Origin of the sequence: Hymenobacter artigasi, assembly GCF_012275535.1 — a bacterium.
GTDB lineage: Bacteria > Bacteroidota > Bacteroidia > Cytophagales > Hymenobacteraceae > Hymenobacter > Hymenobacter artigasi.
Genome location: NZ_JAAVTK010000002.1, coordinates 94,289 through 118,727, shown reverse-complemented (window position 1 = coordinate 118,727; position 24,439 = coordinate 94,289). Strand labels below are relative to the sequence as shown.

19 protein-coding genes are annotated in these 24,439 nt (G+C 62.7%); 8 read left to right on the top strand and 11 right to left on the bottom strand.

The features are described 5' to 3' along the window. Nucleotides 1–212: 212 nt before the first annotated feature. On the bottom strand, nt 213–1,193 hold the full coding sequence (gene meaB / locus HBN54_RS03960) for a methylmalonyl Co-A mutase-associated GTPase MeaB (RefSeq protein WP_168671865.1): 981 nt from the start codon (nt 1,191–1,193) through the stop codon (nt 213–215). A gap of 103 nt (nt 1,194–1,296) precedes the next feature. Between meaB and HBN54_RS03955 the strand changes: the two genes are divergently transcribed. Then, on the top strand, nt 1,297–2,730 hold the full coding sequence (locus HBN54_RS03955; RefSeq protein WP_168671864.1) for a DUF5723 family protein: 1,434 nt from the start codon (nt 1,297–1,299) through the stop codon (nt 2,728–2,730). A 72-nt stretch (nt 2,731–2,802) separates the two neighbouring features. Here HBN54_RS03955 and HBN54_RS03950 read toward each other — a convergent pair whose 3' ends face one another. The 3 genes from HBN54_RS03950 to HBN54_RS03940 all read right to left on the bottom strand — a co-directional run bounded on the left by HBN54_RS03950 (nt 2,803) and on the right by HBN54_RS03940 (nt 6,170). Continuing rightward, a complete protein-coding gene (locus HBN54_RS03950) occupies nt 2,803–3,900 on the bottom strand; it encodes a WD40 repeat domain-containing protein (RefSeq protein WP_168671863.1) in 1,098 nt (365 codons plus the stop codon). A gap of 121 nt (nt 3,901–4,021) precedes the next feature. Further along, the gene (locus HBN54_RS03945) at nt 4,022–5,380 is read right to left on the bottom strand and encodes a glycosyltransferase 87 family protein (protein WP_168671862.1); all 1,359 of its coding nucleotides are present in this window, start codon (nt 5,378–5,380) and stop codon (nt 4,022–4,024) included. Nucleotides 5,381–5,408: 28 nt separating this feature from the next. Further along, complete coding sequence (locus HBN54_RS03940) at nt 5,409–6,170, bottom strand: L,D-transpeptidase family protein (protein WP_210427942.1); 762 nt, start codon at nt 6,168–6,170, stop codon at nt 5,409–5,411. Between the two features lie 178 nt (nt 6,171–6,348). Here HBN54_RS03940 and HBN54_RS03935 point away from each other — a divergent pair, with 178 nt between their 5' ends. The 4 genes from HBN54_RS03935 to HBN54_RS03920 all read left to right on the top strand — a co-directional run bounded on the left by HBN54_RS03935 (nt 6,349) and on the right by HBN54_RS03920 (nt 12,195). Continuing rightward, nucleotides 6,349–8,832: a beta-propeller fold lactonase family protein gene (locus HBN54_RS03935; RefSeq protein WP_168671860.1), complete on the top strand. Its 2,484-nt coding sequence runs from the start codon at nt 6,349–6,351 to the stop codon at nt 8,830–8,832. A 103-nt stretch (nt 8,833–8,935) separates the two neighbouring features. Then, the gene (locus tag HBN54_RS03930) at nt 8,936–9,601 is read left to right on the top strand and encodes a DUF2461 domain-containing protein (RefSeq protein ID WP_168671859.1); all 666 of its coding nucleotides are present in this window, start codon (nt 8,936–8,938) and stop codon (nt 9,599–9,601) included. Between the two features lie 811 nt (nt 9,602–10,412). Beyond that, nucleotides 10,413–11,159 carry a DUF4386 domain-containing protein gene (locus HBN54_RS03925; protein WP_210427941.1) on the top strand — a complete coding sequence of 249 codons (747 nt, stop codon included), beginning with the start codon at nt 10,413–10,415 and terminating at the stop codon, nt 11,157–11,159. A 304-nt stretch (nt 11,160–11,463) separates the two neighbouring features. Further along, the gene (locus tag HBN54_RS03920; protein ID WP_168671858.1) at nt 11,464–12,195 is read left to right on the top strand and encodes a CPBP family intramembrane glutamic endopeptidase; all 732 of its coding nucleotides are present in this window, start codon (nt 11,464–11,466) and stop codon (nt 12,193–12,195) included. A 300-nt stretch (nt 12,196–12,495) separates the two neighbouring features. On the opposite strand, the gene HBN54_RS03915 is transcribed toward HBN54_RS03920, so the two are convergent. From HBN54_RS03915 to HBN54_RS03885, 7 genes are all read right to left on the bottom strand, one after another. Beyond that, nucleotides 12,496–12,753, bottom strand: coding sequence for a transposase (locus HBN54_RS03915; protein WP_168671857.1), 258 nt, complete (start codon nt 12,751–12,753; stop codon nt 12,496–12,498). Between the two features lie 349 nt (nt 12,754–13,102). After that, on the bottom strand, nt 13,103–13,984 hold the full coding sequence (locus HBN54_RS03910; RefSeq protein ID WP_168671856.1) for a carboxypeptidase-like regulatory domain-containing protein: 882 nt from the start codon (nt 13,982–13,984) through the stop codon (nt 13,103–13,105). A gap of 1,234 nt (nt 13,985–15,218) precedes the next feature. Further along, entirely contained in the window at nt 15,219–15,722 is a 504-nt protein-coding gene (locus HBN54_RS03905; RefSeq protein ID WP_168671855.1) for a DUF6702 family protein, read from the bottom strand. Between the two features lie 180 nt (nt 15,723–15,902). Continuing rightward, the gene (gene rseP / locus HBN54_RS03900; RefSeq protein WP_168671854.1) at nt 15,903–17,249 is read right to left on the bottom strand and encodes an RIP metalloprotease RseP; all 1,347 of its coding nucleotides are present in this window, start codon (nt 17,247–17,249) and stop codon (nt 15,903–15,905) included. A 113-nt stretch (nt 17,250–17,362) separates the two neighbouring features. After that, nucleotides 17,363–18,535: a 1-deoxy-D-xylulose-5-phosphate reductoisomerase gene (locus HBN54_RS03895; RefSeq protein ID WP_168671853.1), complete on the bottom strand. Its 1,173-nt coding sequence runs from the start codon at nt 18,533–18,535 to the stop codon at nt 17,363–17,365. A 53-nt stretch (nt 18,536–18,588) separates the two neighbouring features. Further along, nucleotides 18,589–19,299 carry a GAF domain-containing protein gene (locus tag HBN54_RS03890; RefSeq protein WP_168671852.1) on the bottom strand — a complete coding sequence of 237 codons (711 nt, stop codon included), beginning with the start codon at nt 19,297–19,299 and terminating at the stop codon, nt 18,589–18,591. Nucleotides 19,300–19,514: 215 nt separating this feature from the next. Next, a complete protein-coding gene (locus tag HBN54_RS03885) occupies nt 19,515–20,219 on the bottom strand; it encodes a GAF domain-containing protein (protein WP_168671851.1) in 705 nt (234 codons plus the stop codon). 106 nt (nt 20,220–20,325) lie between these two features. Between HBN54_RS03885 and HBN54_RS03880 the strand changes: the two genes are divergently transcribed. The 3 genes from HBN54_RS03880 to HBN54_RS03870 all read left to right on the top strand — a co-directional run bounded on the left by HBN54_RS03880 (nt 20,326) and on the right by HBN54_RS03870 (nt 24,423). Next, nucleotides 20,326–21,486 (top strand): NAD(P)/FAD-dependent oxidoreductase, encoded by a 1,161-nt coding sequence (locus HBN54_RS03880; RefSeq protein WP_168671850.1) that lies wholly within the window; start codon nt 20,326–20,328, stop codon nt 21,484–21,486. A 161-nt stretch (nt 21,487–21,647) separates the two neighbouring features. Continuing rightward, the gene (locus tag HBN54_RS03875) at nt 21,648–22,655 is read left to right on the top strand and encodes an SMP-30/gluconolactonase/LRE family protein (protein ID WP_168671849.1); all 1,008 of its coding nucleotides are present in this window, start codon (nt 21,648–21,650) and stop codon (nt 22,653–22,655) included. Between the two features lie 223 nt (nt 22,656–22,878). Then, nucleotides 22,879–24,423: a SulP family inorganic anion transporter gene (locus tag HBN54_RS03870; protein ID WP_168671848.1), complete on the top strand. Its 1,545-nt coding sequence runs from the start codon at nt 22,879–22,881 to the stop codon at nt 24,421–24,423. The last annotated feature ends 16 nt before the right edge of the window (nt 24,424–24,439 follow it).

The following is a 24,439-nucleotide window of genomic DNA, read 5'->3' as shown; positions in this document are numbered from 1 at the left end:
TAAAAAAGGTGTTCGAGAATTGTGGGAAAGCCCCACTGGCGAGCATTGCAGACGCGCCCCAGTTGATAAAGCCATTGGGTATTAGTGGAAAAGCGAATGTAGGTGGCCGCGCCAACAATTCCGTCCGTCAGCCCGCGCTGCGCTGCATTCCACGTCAGCCCAAACCTTGCCCCGCCGCAATTCCTGCCGCACCCCCACGCGCCCGCCCCGCCCTACAGCCCCAGCAATTCCTCGGCCGCCGCAAACGGCGTGAGTTGCCCGGCCGCCACTGCCGACTGCACCGCGGGCAGCCGCTCGCGCACCGCCGCATCGGCATAAAACCGGCTTTTCAGCGCCTGGGCAATGCTTTGGTGCAGCCATTGCAGCTGTTGCTGCTGGCGGCGGCGCTCGAAATATCCGCTGGTGCGGGTGGCGGCGGCATAGGTTTCGATGACCTCCCACACGGCCCCGATGCCCGTACCGTCTACTGCCGAGGTGAGCAGTACCGGCACCACCTGGCCCGAGGGCGCGGCCGGAAACAGGTGCAGCGCGCTTTGGTAGTCGAGGCGGGCGCGGCGGGCGGCTTGCTCGTTGCCGTGGTCGGCTTTGGTGATGCACAGGGCATCGGCCATTTCCATGATGCCGCGTTTCACGCCCTGAAGCTCGTCGCCGGCCCCGGCCAGCATCAGGAGCAGGAAAAAATCGACCATGCCGTGCACCGTGGTTTCGGACTGGCCCACGCCCACGGTTTCCACGATAATGACGTCGTGACCCGCTGCTTCGCATAATAATAAGGCCTCGCGCGTGGCCCGCGCCACCCCGCCCAAGCTGCTGCCAGCCGGCGAGGGCCGGATAAACGCTGCCGGCTGGGCCGAGAGCCAGGGCATCCGCGTCTTGTCGCCCAGAATGCTGCCACCGCCGCGCTGGCTGCTGGGGTCCACGGCCAGCACGGCCAGCTTCAGGCCCTTGGTTTCGACCAAATACCGGCCCAGTGCCTCAATAAATGTGCTTTTGCCCACGCCCGGCACGCCCGTGATGCCCACCCGCAGGCTGCGCCCGGTGTGCGGCAATACTGCCTGCAACACCTCCTGCGCCAGGGCGTGGTCGCTGGGTAGGGTGCTTTCGACGAGGGTGATGGCGCGGCCCAGCACCGTGCGGGAGCCGGCCCGGATGCCGGTGGCATACTCAGCGGCGGAGAGGCGTTTGGGAGGCATTTTGTGCGGTAAGCTTCCGCTTGCCGATTAACTTTGGGGCCGGCGTTGGCCCGTTTTCCAACAATTAACCGGCAAGCTAAAGCTTACCGCACATTCTCGCCCTATGAAACCATCTCTCCGCTTCTTATCGCTGGCCGCTGGGCTGGCCCTGCCCGCCACGGCTTTCGCCCAAAACGAGCTGAGCAACTTCTCGGCCACGGGCCGGGGCGGCGTCATCAACACCTTCGCCAGCGACTACCAGGCCATCGGCATCAACCCCGCCAACCTGGGCCGCAGCACCAATTTCCGGGTGGCCTTCACCATCGGCGAAGTAGGGGCGGGCATCGGCTCGCAGTCGCTGAGCAAAACCACCTTCAAGCACATCATCTACGACGGCAGCCAGAGCATCGGGGCCGCCGAAAAAGCCACGCTGGTTAATCAGCTCTCCGGCGACAACGTGCTGAACTTCAATGTCGATACCAACCTCTTCGGCCTGGCCGTAACGCTGCCCAACGGCCTGGGTGGCCTGGCGTTCAGCAGCCGGCAGCGCGTTGGCGGCCACCTGGCCCTCAACCGCAACGCCGCCGACATCATCATCAACGGCCAGAATGCCGCCGTGGTGAAGCAGTATTACCCCACGCCCAACACCAGCGGCGCGCCCACGCCCACCAACCCCAACGCGCCGCTTATTTCCACGGTGCTCGACGGAACCAGCATTCAGATGGCCGTGACCAACGAGTTCAACGTGGCCTACGGCATTCAGGTGTACCACAACAACGGCCTGAAGCTGGCGCTGGGGGCGGGCTACCGCTACATCCAGGGCATCGGCATTGCCGATATCCGGGTGAACGGCGGCGACCTGACGGCCTACACGGCGTTCTCGCCGGTGTTCAGCATCAACTACGGCGCGCTGGCCAGCAATCCCAACTTCAACTACGAGTCGGGTTCGGGACTGAAGCCGGTGGGCCACGGCAACGGCTTCGACGCCGGCTTGTCGGCCGAAATCGGCAAAATATTCCGCTTCGGCGCTTCCGTAACGGACATGGGCTCGATGACCTGGACCGCCAACGTGCTCGAAGCTTCCGACCAGAAGCTCCAGCAAACGGCCTCTACCGGCGTCGAAACCTACAACGTGTTCAAGGAAATCAGCAATCAGTTCGATACCGATAAGCAAAACCTCTTCACTTACACCACCGCCAAGGAGCGCACCGCCGCCCTGCCCGCCAAGCTGCGTCTGGGCGGCGGCGTGCGCCTCAACAAGTTCTTCGAAGCCGGCCTCGACGTAACCGCGCCCCTCAACAAGGTGGCCGGCAACCTCACCACCACCTTCGTAGGCCTCGGCCTCGACTACAAACCCCTGAGCTGGCTGAAGCTGAGCAGCGGCGTCACGAGCGGCGCGGGCTACGGCAAGAGCCTGCCGCTGGGCCTCACGCTGGTTTCGCCGGTATGGGAAGCCGGCATCAGCACCCGCGACGTGTTGGGCCTGCTCAGCGAAGACTCGCCTTATAGCTCGGTAGCGTTTGGCGTGTTGCGCTTCAAAATTGGCAGCTCGAATTAAGGGGGTAGAGGAGAAAAAGAGAACGTCATGCCGAGCGCAGCTCGGCATGACGTTCTCTTTTTCTCCGTTGTTCTACGGCACTACCACAAACGCGGGCAGGCCTAGCTTGCTGCGCCGGCCGCCCAGCTTCAACCCCTCGTCCACGTACTTGCAGTCCTTGCCGGCCACGTTGGGCTGCTCGATAACGCCGAGGTTGGGGTTGTCCTCGCGGGCCACGTAGATGCGGCCATCCGGCCCGAGCTGGAGCGCCCCGATTTTGCGATTGGCCGACTTGCCCACCAGCACCGGTGGAGCAGGCTTCTTGGCTAAATCGAACTGCCAAATCTGGGTTTCGCCGCCGCCCACGCCGTTGCAGGTGCCGTACACAAACTTGCCATCGGGCGAAAATTCGACGCCGTAGGCCTCGGCGTAAGGCCCGAAGCCGCGCGGGTTGCTCACCTTGCCGGTGCTGCGGTCGAAATCATACACCTCGAACTTGTTGGTTTCTTTCCATAGCGCGGCGGCCAGGTGCTTGCCATCGGGCGAAAACTTGAGCGCGCCGATGGCATTGCGGCCGGGGCCGGCGTTCATGCTGCCCACGTTGCTCATCAGCGGCTTGGCCGATACACCGTCGGCCGTGACGAGGTAGCTCACGAAGGCGTTGGAGTTCCAGCGGTGGGCCACTATCCAGGTATCGCGGCCGTTGGCGTGGCGCACGGCGGCCAGCTTTTCGGCCACCGGCTGAATGAGCAGCAGGTTCACGCGGGGCAGGTCGCCGAAACCATCGGCGCGGGTCATGTCCACTATCGAATAGCGCAGGCCGTTGGGCGTGCCCTGCGGGGCTACCGTGAAGATATAGAAGATGTTGCCCGAACCCGGGTCGGGCACGATGAGGGCCGATTGGGTGCTGCTGCCGCTGCCCATCAGCTGGCGGCCGTTGGGCATGGGCTGGTGCTTGCGGTTCCACACGGTTTCGCCGTTGGTGTAAAAGAGCAGCTCGCCCTTGGCCGTAGTGGCTACGGCGCAGCCCTCGTAGGTGCTCATCTTGCCGTCGTTCAGGGGCTTGGGCGTGTTGCCATCGGCAAAGGTGAGGCCGGCCTGCTGGCCGAAATACCAGATGTCGGTAGGGCGCTGGGCGCGGGCCGCCATGGTGAGCAGCAGTGGGAGCAGGGCAAGAAAAAAGCGTTTCATGGGCAATAGAAGCGTATGGTAATGCGGCGTAAACGAAAAAACCGTGCCGGATGGTGTAACCTCACCCCCGGCCCCTCTCCCGCGGAGAGGGGAGCCACGGCGGTACAGCCGGTTGCAATCGTCAGGCTCCCCTCTCCGCGGGAGAGGGGCCGGGGGTGAGGTGAAGGGGCCGCGCCAGCAACAGCCCCAGCACCCCCAGCAGCCCCAGGGGCGGCAGGAAATACAGAACGTGCAGCCCCACCGGGTTGCCCAGCGCCAGCGCAATGCCATTGAGCGGCAGCAGCAGCGGCAGCATGAATACCAGCAGCCACCACTGCAACCGGCGCGGCAGGTACCGGCTGAACAGCAGCAGCGGCAGCAGTAGAATGGCATCGTAGTACAGGTGGTAGGTGGTGAGCAGCGTGAGCGTGCTCAGGACCAGAAACAGGTGCCAATCGGCCAGCCGCCGCTGCCGCCGCTGCCGCCGGAGCCATAGCAGCCGCAGGCCGGCCGCCAGCCACAGCGCGCCGTGCAGCAGCAGGTGCCAGGGGCTACTGCCGGGGCGCAGCCATTCCAGCACGTTGGCCAGTTCCAGGCGCAGCGTCAGGCCCTGGGTGAGGGGGTAATCGGGGTCGGCGGGGTCGAAGGACTGGGCGCGCACCTGCGCCACCAGGTGCTGGTAGGTGGGCAATAACCCCGCTGGAAAAGCGGCCCAGTAGAACGCCACCGCACTCAGCAGCGCCACTACGGCAGCGGCCACGGCCAGCGTCAGCCACTGCTTTTTCCAGAGAAACCACGCGGCAAAGGGCAGGAGCAGGGTGACTTTGAACGCGGCCAGGCCTAGCAATACGCCCGCTATTATCGGCGTCCAGAGCGGATTTTTTTGGGCGGCTGGGGTAGCTGTTGCTTCTTTCGGAGCGGTTGCCGCCGTTGGTTTGCCGGTGGTGTCGGTGCCATCAAAAGACCGTTTCACCCCGCCGCCCACCGCCAGCGCGCCCACGCCCAGCGCCAGCGCCGCAAACGTGGGCTGGCCGGTGAGCAGGGCCGGTACGGTGCCTTTCAGCGCCACGGCGGCCAGCAGAAAATGCCACCACGGCACCGTATCCGCATTTTCAATGTGCAGCGCTTTGGGCCACAGCCTGGCCAGCAGCACCAGACTCAGCAGGGCCAGCCCGTACCACAGCGGCCACGCCAGCGCATAAGGCAGCTGGCCAATGGTGCCGCCGAACAGCCCCGCCGCCCACGGTGGGTACAGAAACGGCAGGTTGGGCAGCCCCGGCTGGGTGCGGCTAACTATATTCTCTTGCTGAACGATGCGCTGCCAGCCGGCTTTCAGCACTGCGTTATCGTAGGGGTTTTCGCCCTGGCGCAGCACCTGCTGGCCCACGTAGCAGGTGCGGAAATCCATGGGCCGGTCCGCATCGGGGCGGGGTTCGCGCAGCACGCGGCTAACGTTGAACAGGGCAATAAGGGCCAGGAAAAGCAGGAGGAAACGCGGCACGGCAGCAAGGTAGCAGCTAAAGTTCGCGCTACTTCACGGCCAGCTCCATCAGTTCCGCCGGCTCATGCTGCTTTTCAAAATGAGCATAGCCCGGCATCAGACCCCGCCAGAAGATGAGGTGCGGGCTGGTGGCGTGCCTAGCCAGCTCTACTTCGGTGATTGGAAACGGGAAAATGTGCACCGGAATCACCGCCTGCCCCGCCGCCCGGGCCGTGATGGCCAGCAGGTACACTTCCTCGATGCCGGCATCGGTGATGGGCAGGCAGCCAACGCTGGCCGCGCCGCCGTGGATGAAAATGTCGCCGCCGGGATTGGGCTCGCCCAGCGCCAAATCGGCGGCATTGGGGTAGTTGAGGCCCAGCGAGAGGAGGAAATTGCTGTTGGGGTTGAAGCGGTCGATTTCATAAAAGCCCTCCGGCACCTGGTAGTCGCCGGCGCGGCGCTTGGGGCCGAGCGTGCCCGAGGTGGCCGCCAACGGGTAGGCGTGCAGCAGTTCAAATGGCCCGCCGCCCCGGTTGCGCGCCCACACTTCCAGCTCCACGCGGGTTTTCACGAGGCGGAACATAATTTCCAGTCGGCGCGGGTCGAGGTAGTGGGTGCGCAACCGGCTGGCCACGGCCGGGCCAGCCGTAGCTTCGGCTGCCCGCACCCGGGGAAACAGCCGCTGCTGCCGCCAGAAATCGGCCGGGTTCGGGCCGGACTGTCCCTCGGCGGGTGGGGTGCAGGACTGGGCCAGCAGCTGAAAAACGGGCAATAGCAGAAGCACGCAACACGAGAGTCGACGCAGCATAGAAACAAACCGGAATGAATAGGAATGCGGCTACAACGGCATTCAGGAGTTTCTATTTTATGCGCTTGATAAAAGTTCAGGCACCGCATCCGTAACGCCCGCGTAATGGGCGCGGCGCGGCCCGTCCGCTACCTTCGCGGCGGCTGGCGTGGTTGTTCCTGCGTCCGGCCGCTTGCTTATGCTGATTCCCTTTACATCCCGCCGCCTCGCCCTCTTCTTGCCGTTGCTGGCGCTGCTTGGCTGCTCTGGCCACCCCAGCACCCAGGCCGCGCCCGAAGCGCCCGGTGTGCTGCCCGGCCCCATTGCCGGCACCATCCAGACGCTGCTTTCCAACGGCTGGAAACTCAGCCCCGCCGGCACCACCACGCCCCTCGGCGACCTCCCCCTGAGCCTCGAAACCAGCCCCGACGGCCGCCTGGCCGCCGTGACCAATGCCGGCTGGGGCGAAAACTCGGTGCAGCTCCTCGATGCCGCCACCGGCCAGGTGCTCGATACCCGCGTGGTGCCGGCCGCCTGGGCCGGCCTGTCTTTCGCGCCCGATGGCCGCACGCTTTACGCCTCCGGCGGGCAGCACAATCGTATTCACTGCTTCCGGATTGAAGGCCGGAAGCTGCTGCCTGACAGTGCTTTGGTGCTGGGCGCAAAATGGCCCAAGCAGAAAATCGGCGTGGCCGGCCTCGCCGTCGATGGCCGCCGCAACGTGCTCTACGCCGTGACGCGGGAGGATAATTCGCTCTACACCTTCGACCTGAAAACGCGCCGCATCCTGCGCACCCTCCGGCTGCCGGCCGAAGCCTACGGCACCCGGCTTAGCCCCGACGGCGCCCGGCTTTACATCACGCTCTGGGGCGGCCACGCGGTGGCGGTTTACGATGTGGAAAAACAGCAGATGCTGGCTTCAATTCCCGTCGAAAGCCACCCCAACGACCTGGTGCTGACCCGCGACGGCCGCCGCCTGTTCGTGGCCAATGCCAACAGCAACTCGGTTTCGGTGATTGATACCCGCCTTGGCCGCGTGACCGAAACGCTCAACACGGCCCTGTTTCCCGCCTCGCCCGCCGGCAGCACCCCCGATGGCTTGGCCCTGAACGCCGATGACAGCCAGCTGTTTATCGCCAACGCCGACAACAACTGCCTGGCCGTGTTCGACGTGCGCGATGCCGCCGCCAGCCGGCCGTTGGGCTTTATCCCCACCGGATGGTACCCTACGGCGGTGGCCGTGGCCGGCAACCAGCTGCTGATTGCCAACGGCAAAGGCAGCACTTCCCGGCCTAACCCCAACGGCCCCAACCCGGTGCGCGACGACGGCGAAAAAGGCAAAGGCTACATCGGCGGGCTGCTGCTGGGTTCGCTCTCGCGCCTGCCCGTGCCCGACGAAAAAGCCATGGCCGCGTTCTCGGCCCAGGTGTATGCCAACACGCCCTTCACCAAAGCCCGCGAGGCTGCGCCCGAAGTGCCCGCCGGCAGCCCCATACCCCGCCGCGTGGGCGAGGCCTCGCCTATCAAACACGTCTTCTACATCATCAAGGAAAACCGCACCTACGACCAGGTTTTGGGCGATTTGCCCGCCGGCAACGGCGATGCCAGCCTCTGCCTCTTCCCCGACAAGGTGACGCCCAACCACCACGCCCTCACCCGGGAGTTTGTGCTGCTCGATAATTTCTACGTCGATGCCGAAGTGAGCGCCGACGGCCACAACTGGAGCACCGCCGCCTACGCCACCGATTTCGTGGAGAAAAGCTGGCCCGGCAACTACAGCGGCCGGGGCGGCGAGTACGATTTTGAGGGCAAGCGCGGCGAAGTTGCCGAGCCCAAAGACGGCTTCCTGTGGGATTACTGCCGCCGCGCCGGCCGCAGCTACCGCAGCTACGGCGAGTTTGTGTACCAAGGCAAAGCCAGCCTGCCGGCCATCGAAGGCCACTTTTGCGAACCCTACGCTGGCTTCGATCTGCACGTGCGGGACGTTGACCGCGAAAAAATATGGGAGCAGGATTTCGACCGTCTCGTGGCCGCCAACCAACTGCCCGACCTCAGCATCATCCGCCTGCCCAACGACCATACCTACGGTGCCCGCAAAGGCGAGCTCAGCCCGCTGAGCTACGCCGCCGACAACGACCTGGCCCTGGGCCGCCTCATCGAGCACCTCTCCAAAAGTGCCGTCTGGAAAGAATCGGTGGTGATGGTGGTGGAGGACGACGCCCAAAACGGCCCCGACCACATCGACGCCCACCGCTCCACCGCCTACCTCGCGGGGCCCTACATCCGCCGCCACGCCGTGGTGCACACCGCCTACACCACCTCCGGCATGCTGCGCACGCTGGAGCTCATCCTCGGCCTGCCGCCCATGAGCCAGTACGATGCCGCCGCCCTGCCGCTCTGGGCCTGCTTCACCGCGAAGCCCGATTTCAAACCCTACACCTCACGCCCCGCCACCACCCCGCAGGACGTGCGCAACACCGCCTTCAACGCCCCCGCCCGCCGCTCCCTCAAGTTCGACCTGAGCCGCGAAGACGCCGCCCCCGACCTGGCTTTCAACGAGAATATCTGGCAGGCCATTCGGGGCGAGCACAGCCGTATGCCTGCCCCGCGCCGCAGCGCCGCCGTGCGCGAAGCCAAAACGAAACACGAGGCGGAAGAGGAAGATGACGACGATGTGCGGTAAGCTTTAGCTTGCCGTAAGTAGTTGTGGTTATCAACATCAACCGCTAACCAAGGCATTTTTCACCTTACCTGATACGGCAAGCTAAAGCTTACCGCACAACTCCATGCAGCTCAAACCCCTCTTCACCTTCCTAACTGCCCTCACCAAACACAACGACCGGCCCTGGTTCCAGGAGCGCAAGCCCACCTACGACCAGCTTCGCAAGCAATTTGAGGAAGATGCCGAATTCTGGTTTCAGGAACTACAGAAACTCGACCCGGGCGTAGCCGGCTCCGACGGCCGCAAAAGCATCTTCCGCATCTACCGCGATGTCCGGTTCAGCAACAACAAGGACCCGTACAAAACGCACTTTTCGGCCTACTTCACCGCCAGCGGCAAGGACATTGAAACGCCCGGCTACTACGTGCAGATTGGCCCCAATGGCAACACGCTCATCGGCGGCGGATTCTACCAGCCCGATAAAACCCAGCTGGCCGCCATCCGACAGGAAATCGACTACAGCGCCGAGGAGCTAAAAGCCATTCTGAACGCGCCCGATTTCCGGCGCTACTTCGATACCATGAGCGGCGACAAGTTGAAAAAATCCCCCGCTGCCTACTCCGTCGACCATCCCGAAATCGAGTTGCTCAAGCACAAAAGCTTCACCGCCACGCATCAGATGGCCGATGAGGCCGTGCTGAGCCACGCCGATTTCCGCGCCCACGTAGCGGAGGTTTTTGCGGCGATGGTACCGTTCTGCCAGTTCCTGCGCGGGGCGATAGCGAAGTAACATGAGCTTGTAGGCGTTCCCTCAGAAAGTGTAAATACAGCACGTTAAGACACGGAGAACGGCTGCTGAGACAGTGATTTTACGTGCTGGGCACAACCGTTTGTAACATGTGAAAGGGCCTTCTCGGCTCATTTAAATCACCGTTCTCGTAAACTCGAGTGGCTGTTGCAGAACTCCGAACTAATCATCGAGCATCGGTTGATTAAGCTCGAATCAGCTTCAAAAGAACCCTTTCTGGACCTTTTCCTCCGCTTGACGTTTACTTCGGCCGCTTTTCAGGTCGTTGAGCAACATTCTGCACCAGCCACGAGCGTTATGGCTTGCGATTGCGCATGGGGTTTTAAGAACTGCCCATGCGGGTTGAAAATCAAGTATGCCGCCGTTAGATTTAGCCGCCCTCATCGAATTCCTCATTGGAGCGCCCCCCCCTTAAGCTGCGACAATAGGTTCACTGTTCGCCGATGGATGCTCGACAGTCTCATTCTTATTGAGCCGAAGACGCGTTGCCCATTGCTTTCGCGTCGCTGACGCGCGACTCAACGACTTGATTGGTGGTTATTCGGACGGCGAGCCGCAGGCTCGAAGCCAGCAGGCAGCGTGTCGGAGACGCGCGCCAGCGGGCGGGTTGAGGCTGCGTCGGTTGCCTGCCGGGAGAACTTTTATTTTCCAGGCAGGCAACCTGCGCCGGTTCGCCGGCATCTGCCCGTCAGGGCCGCTTGCCAGGACCTCATGCTGGTTTGCTGCCCCCCTGTGGCCTTCGCCACCGGGTCCTTTCCACCCACTGCTTGCCCCCCTAGGAGCCTCACTGCTTATGCGTTCGGTTAATGCCTCGCCTCAAGGATACGCCCGCCTCGGCGGGGCGCTGTATTTGGCCATCATCCTATTTGGGGCTTTTTCGGAGGGATTCGTCACGAACAAGCTGCTGGTCGCGGGCGACGCGGCTGCTTCGGCGCGCAACATTCTGGCCGCGCCCGGGCTCTGGCAGGGGGGCGTGGCGGCCAATGTGCTCGTCGTGTTGTTGGCCGTCCCCCTGTTGTGGATTGAATACTTGTTGCTGCGGCCGGTGAGCCGGTCCCTGGCGCTGCTCTCGTTGCTGTTCAACGCCGTTTCGCTCGCAGTAGAGGCCGTCAGCAAAGTGTTTCTGCTGCTGGTGATGCCCACGTTGGCTAATGCCGGGTACCGCCACGCGTTTGGGGGCGCGCAGGTTTCGGCGCTGGCCAACATGGCCTTGAAGTCGCACGAACTGGCTTTCAACCTGGCGCTGCTCTTTTTTGGCGTCACGTGCCTGCTCAACGGGTACTTGATTGTCCAGTCGGGCTACTTGCCCAAGGCGGTGGGCCGGCTGCTGCAAGTGGCGGGGGCCAGCTACCTGCTGGCCTGCTGGGCGGCGCTTTTTGCCCCCGCCCTGGCCGATGTCCTGCTGCCCGGTATCCTACTGCTGCCCCTGCTGGGCGAGTCGTCGTTTTGCCTGTGGCTGCTGATTAAAGGCGTCGACGTGGCCAAATGGCCAGTCCCCGTAACGCCATACCGGACCGCCAGCGCCCCGGTTACCGCCTAACTTCAACCAAGCCAATGCCCTTTCACCCCCGTGCCCTCTTCCATCGCTCCGAACGCCACGAAGGCGTCCGCCGCATTCATCTCTACGCCTTGCGCCTGGTGTACGGGATGGCCAGGGGGGCGGTTCGGCGGTGACGAAACACCTCCCGTCGGGGTCCTTCGGCAACGGTGCACCCGGCGCTCACCCTCCGCTGGGCTATCTGGGCCGGCGCCTTTGGTGATGCGGGGCACGGGCAGGTGGGTGGAGCGCCGGTTCCAAAAGCCTTAAACCTCCGTCAGTTTCGGGAATACAAATGCAGTAGCCAATGCTTCGCCAAGCTCATTCTGCTTACTTAAACCAGCACGTCGGAAGGCGTACTAACATGAAATCAACAATGGATAACAGAGAAAGCCAGGGAAAAACGCACATGATTATTGGCGTGTTGATGGCTGTTAGCTTTCCATTCATTGTATTGCTGAGTGGCCCGCAATTTCCGAGTTTTTTGAGCTATGGTTACGCAAAAAAACTCATTGTTTGGATTTGGCTCCTGTTAATCTATCTATATGCCGTCAAAATAGAAAAGCAACGTCTTCTTTTGTGGGCAGACGAAAAACAGCCGGTCCTCTTCTATTTTATCTCTATTATCTCAGTTCTAGGATTATCCTTTCTTGCCGGGGCATTACAACCGCTTCTCTCTAAATTCGGGGTGAAAGCACAAACCAGTCAAGTAGTACATGAGATGTTAGCCTACATGCACGCGCATCCAGTATTGCTTGTACTTACTTGTGTTACGGCCGGTGTGGTAGAAGAATTAATTTTTCGTGGTTACTTAATCCCAAGACTCAACATTTTATTCAAAAACAGCTATTTGCCTGTTATATTCTCCGCCTTACTATTTGGAGCAGCTCATATCGGATATGGCACATTAATAAATATGTTTGTGCCCTTTCTGCTTGGATTAATTTTTGGTGCCTATTACCAAAAATACCGAAATATAAAAGTGCTTATCTTTTGTCATTTCTTTATAGATTTCTTATCGTTAAGTCTTGGAAAATGACTTTGTAAACAATTGATTTAAACGCCGGCCATCATTACTTTTTGAACTTAGCAGCACCGCCTATAACATTCGGTTCGTTGCGATGCTGGCGAACGGAGTAACAACCGGCTTTTGCGATGCCATCCGCTACTATCGGTCAGGCGTAATTCTCTCCGCTTCAGCAAGTGTTTGGGAATGAGGGGCTCCGGGCGCTTACTTCTCGCGCAGACTATCAAGCGAATCCGCTGCTTTGACAGGGGCCGAATCCACGACCTGCGTATCGCCCGCTAATAGCCCCGCGTACACGTACTGGGCAAACACCTAGTCAAAGAGGTGCTCGAACACGGCGGTGGGGTACCGCTGACGGGTGCGGCTACTCGTCGAGTGCCAGGGTAAGTCTTCGGCTACTTCATCGCCCGGGAAGTAGCGAATAGCTAGGCGCCGGGCGCACTGCTCGAGCAAGCGCCGGTCGCTGACAATATTTTCCAAGCGCCCCACGAGCACCAACTTGAAGACGACGACCGGGTCGAGCGAGGGCTGTCCAGTGTGGCTGTAGTCGGGGCGGGTCTGTTGACGCAAAAACGCCCAAGCTAACACATCGCGCAAGCGGCGATGGAAATTATGCTTTGGCACTCGCTCCGAGAGGCGAAAGTGCACGCTGACTTTATCGTGACAGTCTTTCCGGCCTTGCCTGCGCTTTATACGACTAGTCTACCTGTCAGGCACTTCTGCTCGTTGGTAGCACGTAAAACACTGCGCCCATGAGTCGGCGGTTTTGCCCTATTTGTTTGCCAATACCCAAAGAGATTCGCCCGACGACCCAGTAGCTTTTTTCGCCCGACATGCCAGCAGCCCCAGCCGAAACGAAACAGCCAGGCACTAACGCGTTATCAGGAGCACGGAGCAGCGCGGTAACGGTAACTATTCTTTAATCCTTCACGGTGGCATAGAGGGCCACGACCGGCCGCATTCCCAGCGCGGGCATATTGCTCGTAAAGCGGGGTTTGGTCCAGGGGGCTTGGCTGGTGCGCCGGAAGTAGAGCTGGGCCCCATACTTCATGGCCCCCCCGAAGCTGATGCGCTGCGTGAGGTCGGGACCCGCCGGCAGCGGGTTTTTCACCCACTCCAGCGCCAGCAAAAAGTCTTCGGTGAGCACCAAGTGGTCGGCCGTGATGTCGGCACTTAGCACGCCGGCCTCGGGCGTAGCGGTTATCAGCACGTCGCGCGCCAGGAGCTTTTCGGTCGTGGGCAGGCCCTGGGCATCCAGGCGATAGATGTTCAGCCGAAAGGTGAGGGGGCCCGCCTCGTTTTTGAGCACCACTACGTGCAGGCTTTGCACCAGGGCGGGTCGGTGTTGCAGGTGCACGAGGCAGCCCAGCTCCGTGCCCAGCTCGTTGGCACTCAGGTGAAGGCTCATGCGCGGCGCAGCTTTGGCCAGTCCCGCGGTATTGGGATGCTGGTAAGCCCCGGCTGCCGTCACGCTCACCTCGTTGAGCGCCACCGGTTCGGGCACCAAACCAATGGCCGGCGCGGCCAGCAGGGCTGCGAAGGGAAGCAGCAGCGGCTTAAAGCCCACGCTGGAAATGCGCACCGTGTCGGCTGCGTAGGCCGCATTATAGGGCAAATGGTAGCGGCCCTGCTCGTCGCTCACCGTGCCCAGGCCGCGCTGAGGAAGGCCTATATTAACGAATGGAATGCCCTGTCCCGTGGAGCGGCTGCTGACGGTACCCACCACCGGGGCCGTAGATTGAGCGTGCGCCGGGGCCAGTATTGCCAGCAAACAAAACAGCAGCGGAGATTGGCGGAGCATATGACAGATTGAGCGTTGAAAAATCCGATGCGAACCGCTTCCCCGATTGCTAAGAATGGGGCCCGCGCCAGGCACGTAAGCTACCGCAACTGAAATCAAGATGCTCGTACGCCAGAATGGTTGCCCAGAACCCCGCAGCGCGCGAGGCCCGCAGTTGGTTGGCATGTCAGAAACGGGATGGAACATAAGGCTCGAAACCGGAAAAACGCCACGTCGGCCGTGCCCCGGCCGGGGGCCCGAAACCACCACGATTCCGAGAGAGCCCTTGTAACACCATTTGGCTGAATGGATGCCACGAGTAGAAGCAAATGGTAACTAACTTGCCCTGCATGACCCACCTGCTCCGGTTGTCTGCGCTGCATGCCTTGACGGGCTGGCTACTGCTCGGGCCCACCGGGGGGGGCTCCCCGGCGCCGGCGCCGCCGGAGGTCAGCCGCTGGGTCGTGTTTCGCAACATGGACGACGGGGCCCGGGGCGAGGCCCGGTTTGTGACCGTGGTGGTCTCGTACCCGCGAGTGCCCAGCGTGGGCGTGGCTGGCGCGTACGTGCGGCTGCAAGTCGTGCTCGGCCGGCTCCCCGGCCCGGCGTTGCCGGCCCACGTGGCGAACCGCGTCGTGCTCGACCTGCTGGTGCGCCGGGCCGGCCGACAGTTGCGGTACTGGCCCGAATTGGTTTCCACCGCGTTGGACGGGCGCATGCCCTGCCAAGCGGCCGAAACCCCCTTGCTGGACTTGGGCGACACGCTCCACACCGCCCGAACGGGACGCTACCAAACCTGCTACACCCAGTTGGAAACGAACCTGTTCGCCGTCACCCCCCCTGCCCGGCACGGCGGACACGCTCTACCACTACCAGGTGGCGACCGTGGCCTCGTCGACCAACGGGCCCCAGGTGGGCGGCCTCGAGGTGGACCAGCAGCTGCGCTTGCGCGGCGTCTGGTACCGGCTGACGCGGGGCAGCCGGCGGCGCGGGTTTCGGGACGAGTGGTTTTTCTTCCACGGCCGGGCACTCCTGGCGCCCGCACTCCCGTAACCGGACCCCGGGGGCTGCCTAAAAATCCCTCCTTTCAATGAATGGTAGGAACTAGCGCGGCACCTACTGGTCAGATGGCCCTTATAGCGCGGGGTGAGTTTAAGAAATCCATCTACGAATCAACGTTTACGAAATGCACGAAAGGGATGAGTTTCGTAAACGCCCAAAGGTGCGGGGACGCGGACTAAAAGGCCACGCTATGCTACCACGCCAGGGTTTCCTCCTCGTGGCCGGCGCGGAACAGCGCACTTTGGTTCTTGCCGTTGGCCTCAATGTTCACGATGTTCATCTGGTCGGCAAAGGTGTCGAGGAGCACGGCCTGGCGCAGCTTCACGGCCGTGACCGGGCCGGGCAGCGGCACTTTGCAATAGAACCAGCAGCCGTCGTTTTCGGCCTGCATGCCCAGCACTTGCAGCAGCAGCGGCTTGCCCGTCACCACGCTCACCTGCAGGGTGCGCTGGAAGTAGGCCGTGGCCAGCACCAGCGGGCGCGGCCCGGCATCGGTGAGGTTCACGCGTGTGGGCTGGCCATGCGAAAGCGCCTTTTCGAAGTCATCGACGAAGACTTTAACCGAAATTTCCAGCTGCTTTTTGGCCGCGTTGTAGCGCAGCTCCGTGATGGTGGAGTGGTAGGCGTGGAACGCCGGCGCGGCCCCGGCCAGCGGAAACAGCAGCAGCGCAGCCGCTAGGATGGTGAGGAGGCGCATGGGCGGGGGAAGGAGGGGAAATAGGACGAATGCAAACAAAAAAAAGAACGTCATGCCGAGCGGAGCCGAAGCATCTTGCGTGCCATAGTAACTCAATCGTTGGACGAGGGGATTACTACCACACGCGAGATGCTTCGGCTCCGCTCAGCATGACGTTCTTCTGTGGTGGTTCGGTTCCGCTTAGTGGAACAGCTTCATCACCTGCTTAAACACAATCACATACGCCATCAGGGCCAGAATCATCACCGTGCCCACGCGCTGGGCACCTTCCAGAAACTTGTCCGACGGCTTGCGGCGCAGAATCATCTCGTAGAGCAGGAACACGACGTGGCCGCCATCGAGGGCCGGAATGGGCAGCAGGTTCATGAATGCCAGCACCATGCTCAAACCGCCGGCCAGGCCCCAGAAGTGCTGCCAGTCCCAGATTCCGCCGAACTGCTGCGCAATCTCCACCGGTCCGCCCAGGCTTTCCGAGGCCGAAGCCTCGCCCTTGAAAATCTTGCCGAAGGCCCGCGCCTGCAAGCCAATCACCCCAAAAGCCTTGCTCACGCCCTGCGGAATGGACTCGGCCAGCGTGTACTGGCGGGTGCCGAGCTGCAGGGTCGACTTGCGCTCGAAACCGATGCGGCCCGAGCTGGTGACCGGAATGTTGAGCGTGAGGGGCTGGCCGCCGCGCTGCACCAGCACGGGCACGGTTTTGTCCTTGTTGGCCAGCAGGGTGGCTTGCAGCTCGTCGAAAAACTGCACCGGCTGCCCGGCCACATTCGTAATCACGTCGCCCACCTGCAGGCCGGCTTTGGCGGCGTTGCCGCCGGGCGTCACGCGGTCCACGGCGAAGGTTTCGCGGGGGCGCACCAGCAGGCTGTCGGCGCTTTGCTTGCCGAATTTATCGAGGAAGTTTTTGGGGATTTTGATGTCGGCCAGCTGGCCGTTGCGCTCCACGGTGTAGTAGGAGTTGTCGCCCATAATCACCTCCGGCTTATACACATCATCGAACTCGTCAAACGGCCGGCCGTTGATTTTTACAATCTTGTCGCCGGTGCGGAAGCCGATTTCGCGGCCCAGGCCGTTGGGCAGAATGCCGTAGCGGGCCTCCGAAGCCGGCAGGAACGTGTCGCCGTAGTGCGCCGTCATCGCCGTGAAGATGATGATGCCCAGAATCACGTTCATGATGATGCCGCCGAGCATTACCAGCAGGCGCTGCCAGGCGGGCTTGCCCCGGAACTCGTCGGGCTGCGGCGGGCCGGCCAGGGCCGAGGCGTCCTGCGTCTCGTCAATCATGCCGTGAATCTGCACGTAGCCGCCCAGCGGGAACCAGCCAATGCCGTACTCCGTCTCGCCAATCTTCTTTTTGACCAGCGCGAAGTTGGCCACGTTGGGCATTGGAAACAGGAAGTCGAAGAAGATGTAGAACTTATCGACCCGGATTTTAAAGAGCTTGGCGAAGGCGAAATGGCCGAATTCGTGCAAGCCAACGAGGATAGAAAGGGCCAGCACAAGCTGGCCAATCATGGTGAGGATAGCCAAGGAAGAATTGAATTAAGAATTAAGAATTAGGAATTAAAAATTAGCAAGTATGAACAGTAACAAAGAATCAAAGCAGCATTGTGGCTCCGGTCTCAATTGTTAATTCATCATTATTAACTCTTAATTAGTCGCGCAGCAACCCGCCGCGTTTCCGCGTCGGTAGCCACCAGGTCGGCCAATAACGGCTCTGCAAGGTACGATACCCGCGCCAGGCACTCAGCTACGAGGTCCGACATTTGGCGGAAGCCCACTTGCTCCCGCAAAAATGCAGCCACGGCCACTTCATTGGCCGCGTTGAGGATGCAGGGCGCGTTGCCGCCCCGCCGCATGGCCCCGAAAGCCAGCTCCAGGTTGGGGAATGCGGCCCGGTCAGGCGCTTCGAAGGTGAGCGTGGGGTAGTCGAGGAAGGAGAAGCGCGGGAAGGTATTGGCCAGCCGCTGCGGGTAGCCCAGGGCATACTGAATGGGCAGCTTCATGTCGGGCAGGCCGAGCTGGGCTTTCAGCGAGCCGTCCTCGAACTGCACCAGTGAGTGCACAATGCTTTGCGGGTGCACCACCACGTCAATCTGCTCATTGGTAAGCCCGAAAAGCCATTTGGCTTCAATCACTTCGAGGCCTTTGTTCATGAGGGAGGCCGAGTCGATGGTGATTTTCGCGCCCATGTCCCAGTTGGGGTGTTTCAGGGCCTGGGCCTTGGTCACAGACTCCATCTGCTGGGCGGTGCGGCCCCGGAACGGCCCTCCCGAGGCCGTGAGGATGATTTTCTCGATGGGGTTGGCTTCCTCGCCCACCAAGCACTGGAAAATGGCCGAATGCTCCGAATCGACGGGCAGTAGGCGCACGTTGTGCTGCCGGATGAGGCTGGTAATCAGCTCGCCGGCTACTACCAGCGTTTCCTTGTTGGCGAGGGCAATGTCCTTGCCCGCCCGGATGGCGGCCACCGTGGGCAATAGCCCGGCGTAGCCCATGAGGGCGGTAAGCACGATGTCGATTTCGGGGCGCGTGACTACTTCGGCCAGGGCGGCGGTGCCGGCCAGGACTTCGGTTTCGGGCTGGTCGGCCAGGGCCTCTTTCAGGGGCTGATAAAAGCTTTCATCGCCAATAACAACGGCGGCGGGCCGAAACTCGCGGGCCTGCCGGGCCAGCAGCTCCCACTGTCGCTGCGCGCTCAGCACCGCCACCCGGAACCGGCCCGGCTGCTGCCGCACCACTTCCAGCGCCTGCGTGCCAATGGAACCCGTAGCGCCGAGCAGGGCCAGCGTTTTTACCTTTATTTCTTCAACCATAATGATGCAAACACGGAAACGGGGCAAAAGTACACCGTCCCCGCGCTCAAGGGCTACACCCGCTTCAGCGTGGCGGCCACAAACTGGTCAACCACATCGGCGATGCCCTGCACTTCGGCCACCACGGACTCGGTGAGCTGGGCGGGGCCGCCGGGGGGCGTGGTGCGCTCGGCCAGGGCGCTAAGGCGCGCCAGCTGCCCGCCAATGGCGCGGTACACGGGGTCCCAGAGCACGGCGGTGCTATCGGCGTGCGCGCCCAGGGTGCGGCGCAGCTCCAGCAGGCGCATCACCAGGCCGGCCAGGGTGGCCAGCAGGGCGCGCTCGACGGGCGCAAACTGCCGGGGCGGGCCGTCGTACACGCACAGCGAGCCAAGGTTGTAGCCCTCGGGCGTGCGCAGGTTGTGGCCGGCATAAAAGCTCAGGCCCAGCTGCTGCAGCAGGGAAATATCGACGCCGGGGGCGCTGGTCTGGTTGAGGTCTTCGAACACGGCCGTGTCGTGTTGCAGAATGGTGGCCGAGCACAGGCTTTGCTCGCGGGGGATGCGCTCAATGGCCACGGGCAGGTTGTAGGGCGCTTTCACCAGCACCTGGTCTTTCTCCACGATGGAGAGCATGGCATTGGACACGCCGAAGAGCCGGGCCGTGGCGGCCACCACGTCATCGAGCACTTTTTCGCTGCGCGCATCCAGCAGGTGGTAGCCTTCGAGGGCGTGCAGGCGGGCCTCGTCGTTGGCCGGTATCAGGGAAATAGAATTATCAACCAAAATAAAAGAGGGTAAGAGGGAGCGGCCAGCAAGAAACGAATGGCGCCGGCTGGCCGGGAGGCGGATGCTGCTACCGCCGTACCGCCGAGCCAGTGGTATTGGCTTGTACCCCGGGCAGGGGTTCAGGGTTGCGCGGCAGCGCCGGGCGGGTTACGGCTTCTTCTACGTGAACCCCAACCGGGCCGGGATAATTCTCCGGCTGCCCAACAGCGCGGCTACCGGCGTCGCATAGTGGCCGTTACCAGCTGGTCGAGGTTGGCCACGATGCTGCCCGCTTCCCGGGCCACGGCCGGGGCAAGGGGGCTGGCCGCCGAAGCGGAGTCCCGGGTCAGGTTGCTGAGCGCCGCCAGCTGCTCGCTCATGCTGCGGTAGATGGTGCCCCAGAGCAGGGCCGTGAGACCGGAATGGGGCCCCATAATGCGGCGCAGCTCCAGCAGGTGCATCACCAGGCCGGCCAGCTGGGCCAGCAAATGACGCTCGGCGGGGGGGAAGTGCCGGGGCGGGCCATCGAAGAGGCAGAGCGTACCAATGTTGTAGCCCTCGGGCGTGCGCAGGTTGTGGCCGGCGTAAAAATGCAGGCCCAGCTGCAGGATAAGGGAAATATCGACGCCAGGCGCGCTCTTCTGGTCGAGGTCTTCGAACACGGCCGTGTCGTGTTGCAGAATGGTGGCTGAGCACAGGCTTTGCTCGCGGGGGATGCGCTCGATGGGCACGGGCAGGTTGTAGGGCGCTTTCACCAGCACCTGGTCTTTCTCCACGATGGAGAGCATAGCGGTGGAAACGTCGAAGAGCCGGGCCGTGGCGGCCACCACATCGTCGAGAATTTGTTCGCGGTGCGCGTCCAGCAGCTGGTAGCGGCTGAGGGCCTGGAGGCGGGCCGCGTCATCGGCCGGGAGCAGGATGTTCGGTAGAGCAGTCAAGGCCAGGAAATGAAGTGCAGATGAATATACGCAAAGCCGCCGAAAATGTGGCCGGGCCACCCACGTGGCGGCCCACTGCCCGGGCGCGGCTGCTACCTTTGGGCTCGTGCCTGTTTCTTCCCCCTTTGATTACGACGTGGCCATCGTTGGTGCCGGGCCGGCCGGCGCGGCCTGCGCGCTGGCTTTGCGCCACAGTGGCCTGCGCGTGGCCCTGTTGGATAAAGCCCGGTTCCCGCGCGATAAAGTGTGCGGCGATGCCATTCCCGGCCAGGCCTTCAAAGCCCTGCGCCAGCTCGACCCGGCGTTTGTGGAGGCGCTTTGGCAGCTGCAGCCGCGCGATGATGTGCGCGACTCCCGCCTGGTGGCTCCCAGCGGCACCAGCCTCACGCTGCAATGGACGCTGCCCAGCTTCAACAGCCCCCGCGAAACGTTCGACGCGGCCCTGCTGGCGCTGGTGCGCCAGCATTCAGCCACCGAAATTCTCGAAAACACCGGCCTCAAAACCCTGCAAATCGAGCCCGACCACGCCCGCCTGACAACCACCGAGGGCCGCGAAATCACCGCACAGCTAGTCATCGGCTGCGATGGGGCCAACTCGGCCGTGGGCCGCAAGCTGCTGCCCGCGCCGCTCGACCGCGCCCACCACTGCGCCGGCGTGCGGGCCTACTACGAAAACGTGGGCGGGGCCAGCAGCGGCACCACCGAGTTTTTTCTCAGCAGCGACTACCTGGCCGGCTACGTGTGGCTGTTTCCGGTGGGCGGGGGGCGCTACAACGTGGGCCTGGGCATGCTGGCCGAAATCGTGTCGCAGCACAAAGTAGACCTGAAGGAAACGCTGACGCGGGTGCTGGCCACGCACCCCGAGCTGGCCGGCCGCTTCGCCCAGGCGCGGGCGCTGGGGCCGATTGTGGGCTTTGGCCTGCCGCTGGGGGGCGGGCGGGTGCGCAGCATCAGCGGCCGCCGGTTTATGCTTTGCGGCGATGCGGCCTCGCTCATCGACCCCTTGCAGGGCCACGGCATCGACACAGCCATTCAGAGCGGAATATTGGCCGGGACGCAGGCAGCGGCCTGCTTTGCGAAGCAGGATTTCAGCGCCGAACTCATGCGGGAATATGATGCGCGGGTGGCCGACAAAATTGGCCGGAAGCTGGCCCAGAGCTACCGCCTCATGCGCTTCCTCAGCAACAAAGCGTGGCTGGTGAACGCGGCCGTGCGTCTGGCGCGGGTGCCGGGCCTCAAGCCCTGGGTGCAGCGGGCGATAGGGTAGGGGGCCGAAGCGAGCCGCCGCTGGCCGGGCGTAGTAGAATGCCGGGTTTTAATGCGCTTTTAATGCCGTTTAGACTGAATTAGCTCCTTTTTGGGCAGCCGCGCCCTGTTGGGCTTCGTACAAGCAAACTGCTCATTCATTGACCATTATTCCTGCTTGTTATGACTACCCAATCATTTGCGGCCCCGACCGGGCTGGCTACTTTGCCGCGCGTTGTGCGCCTCACGGCCCTGGCGGCGGGCCTGCTGGGGCTGCTGCCCGGCTGCTCCAAAGACTCTGAGCTGGTGGCGGCCGAGCCCGCCGCGCCTGCTCGCATCTCGGTGCCGCAGCCGGCGCTCTCGCCCGAAGGCATTCAGTACGACGAGGCGAATAAGCGCTTTTACGTGAGCTCCCGCACCAAGGGCACCATTGGTACCGTGCGCGACGACAGCACCTACACGGAGTTCGGCAAGGATTCCCGCCTGATTTCTACCATCGGCCTCAACCTCGACGCCGGCCGCCAGCGCCTGCTGGCCGCCGTGTCCGACAACGGCTTCAATCCCAGCGTGGTGAATGCGCCCACTAAAGGCAAGCTGGCCGCTCTGGCCATCTTCAATACCGGCACCGGCGCGCTCACCAGCTACGTCGATTTGGGCGGCCTGCGGCCCACGGGCGCGCACTTTGCCAACGACATTGCCGTGGACAAAGACGGCAACGCCTACATCACCGACAGCATGTCGCCCATCATCTACAAAGTCGATTTGCAGGGTAATGCAACCGTATTTCTGGAGAATGCGCAGTTGAGCGGCGGTACTGGCTTCGGCCTGAATGGCATCGTGTACCATCCCGATGGCTACCTGCTCACAGCCAAAACCAGCGATGGCACCCTGTTTAAAGTGCCCATCAGCAACCCCGCCGGCTTCACCACGGTGAGCAAAGCACAAAGCCTTGTGGGGGCCGATGGGCTGCTGCTAACCGACCCCACCACGCTGCTCGTAGTGGCCGGCAACCAGCGCACGGTGTACCGCATGACCAGCGCCGATGCCTGGGCCACGACCACCGCCACGGGCAGCTTCGCCACGGGCGCCGTCAGCCCCACCACAATCACCAAGCGCGGCTCCGATGCCTACGTGCTGTACCCGTACACGGCTACCGCGCCGCGCTTCGCCATTGTGAAAGCGGTGTTTTAGGTGAACGTTCGGCCTATACAGAACGTCATGCCGAGCGAAGTCGAGGCATGACGTTCTGTTTTATGCCCTAAACTTGGCGGCCTTACCTTTGCAGGCAGATATGCCCTCCTTTATCCCCGCTATTTTCAAGCTCACCCCACCCTGAGGACTGGCCCGAAACCCTGGTGCCGCCGCTTCCCGCCGGAAGCGTGCGGCTTTTCTTTTGCCTTTTCCCTGGTTGTTTATGACTTCTGTTTCTTCCTATTTATCACAGTACCGACGCAACGCTAAAAACGAAATCCTGGCCGGCCTCACCACCGCGCTGGCGCTGGTGCCCGAGGTGGTGGCGTTTGCGCTGCTGGCCCACATCAGCCCGTTGGTGGGCATTGGCTCAGCGTTTATTATTTGCCTGATTACGAGTGTTTTCGGTGGCCGTCCGGGCATGATTTCCGGCGCGGCCGGCTCGGTGGCCGTCGTTATTGTGAGTCTGGTGGCGCAGCACGGCGTCGAATACCTGTTTGTGGCCGTGGCGCTGATGGGCCTGATTCAGATTGCCATCGGGCTGCTGCGGCTGGGCAAGTTTATCCGACTGGTGCCGCAGCCGGTGGTATATGGCTTCGTTAATGGATTGGCCGTTATCATCTTTATGGCGCAGTTGGAGCAGTTTAAGGTGCGCGACGCGGCCGGGGCCGAGCATTGGCTCATGGGTACGCCCCTGCTGCTGATGGCCGGGCTGGTGGCCCTCACCATGGCCATCGTGTATTTCCTGCCCCGCCTCACCAAGGCGGTGCCGGCCTCGCTGGTGGCCATTGTGACGGTGTCGGCGCTGGTCATTTTTGGCGGACTGCAAACCAAGGCCGTAGGCGACATTGCCTCCATCGCGGGCGGGCTGCCCACGCTGCACCTGCCGCAGGTGCCGCTGAGCTGGGCCACGCTGGCCCTTGTGCTGCCTTATTCCATCATCATGGCGCTGGTGGGCCTCACCGAAAGCCTGCTCACCCTCACCGTGGTGGATGAGATGACCGACTCGCGCGGCCGGGGCAACCAGGACTGCGTGGCCCAGGGCCTGGCCAACGTGGCCTCGGGCCTGACGGGCGGCATGGGCGGCTGCGCCATGATTGGGCAGACGATGGTGAACCTGGAGTCCGGCGGGCGCGGGCGGCTTTCGGGCGTGGTGTCGGCCGTGGCGCTGGCGTTGTTCGTGGTGGTGGGCGCGCCCGTAATTGAGCGGCTCCCGCTGGCCGCGCTGGTGGGCGTGATGTTTATGGTGGTCATCGGCACGTTTGAGTGGGCCAGCCTGCGCATCCTGCGCCGTATGCCGCTCACCGACGTGTTGGTAATGCTGCTCGTGACGGCCGTAACCGCCATTTCGCAGAACCTGGCGCTGGCCGTGCTGCTGGGCGTGGTGGTGTCGGCGCTGGCCTTTGCCTGGGAGAATGCCAAGCGCATCCGGGCCCGCCACCACATAGACGCGGCCGGCGTGAAGCACTACGAAATCTACGGGCCGCTCTTCTTCGGCTCGGTGCAGGCCTTCGGCGAGAAGTTCGACGTGGCCACCGACCCGGCCGAAGTCATCGTGGATTTCCGCGAAAGCCGGGTGGCCGATATGTCGGCCCTCGACGCCCTTCACAAGCTCACCGAGCGCTACCACCGCGCCGGCAAAACCCTGCATCTACGCCACCTCAGCCCCGACTGCCGCCAGCTACTGGGCAACGCGGGGGCGCTTGTTGATGTGAATATTGAGGATGACCCGCTGTATTTGGTGGCGGGCGCGAACCGGGCATATTGAGGCTGGGCGCAAAAAA

Coding starts and splice junctions, on each gene's coding strand:
- HBN54_RS03910 (WP_168671856.1), bottom strand. CDS start 13,984: ATGCTCCGCCAATCTCCGCTGCTGTTTTGTTTGCTGGCAATACTGGCC.
- HBN54_RS03905 (WP_168671855.1), bottom strand. CDS start 15,722: ATGCGCCTCCTCACCATCCTAGCGGCTGCGCTGCTGCTGTTTCCGCTG.
- HBN54_RS03930 (WP_168671859.1), top strand. CDS start 8,936: ATGCAGCTCAAACCCCTCTTCACCTTCCTAACTGCCCTCACCAAACAC.
- HBN54_RS03955 (WP_168671864.1), top strand. CDS start 1,297: ATGAAACCATCTCTCCGCTTCTTATCGCTGGCCGCTGGGCTGGCCCTG.
- HBN54_RS03895 (WP_168671853.1), bottom strand. CDS start 18,535: ATGGTTGAAGAAATAAAGGTAAAAACGCTGGCCCTGCTCGGCGCTACG.
- meaB (WP_168671865.1), bottom strand. CDS start 1,193: ATGCCTCCCAAACGCCTCTCCGCCGCTGAGTATGCCACCGGCATCCGG.
- HBN54_RS03875 (WP_168671849.1), top strand. CDS start 21,648: ATGACTACCCAATCATTTGCGGCCCCGACCGGGCTGGCTACTTTGCCG.
- HBN54_RS03950 (WP_168671863.1), bottom strand. CDS start 3,900: ATGAAACGCTTTTTTCTTGCCCTGCTCCCACTGCTGCTCACCATGGCG.
- HBN54_RS03940 (WP_210427942.1), bottom strand. CDS start 6,170: ATGCTGCGTCGACTCTCGTGTTGCGTGCTTCTGCTATTGCCCGTTTTT.
- HBN54_RS03935 (WP_168671860.1), top strand. CDS start 6,349: ATGCTGATTCCCTTTACATCCCGCCGCCTCGCCCTCTTCTTGCCGTTG.
- HBN54_RS03925 (WP_210427941.1), top strand. CDS start 10,413: ATGCGTTCGGTTAATGCCTCGCCTCAAGGATACGCCCGCCTCGGCGGG.
- HBN54_RS03920 (WP_168671858.1), top strand. CDS start 11,464: ATGCTTCGCCAAGCTCATTCTGCTTACTTAAACCAGCACGTCGGAAGG.
- HBN54_RS03870 (WP_168671848.1), top strand. CDS start 22,879: ATGACTTCTGTTTCTTCCTATTTATCACAGTACCGACGCAACGCTAAA.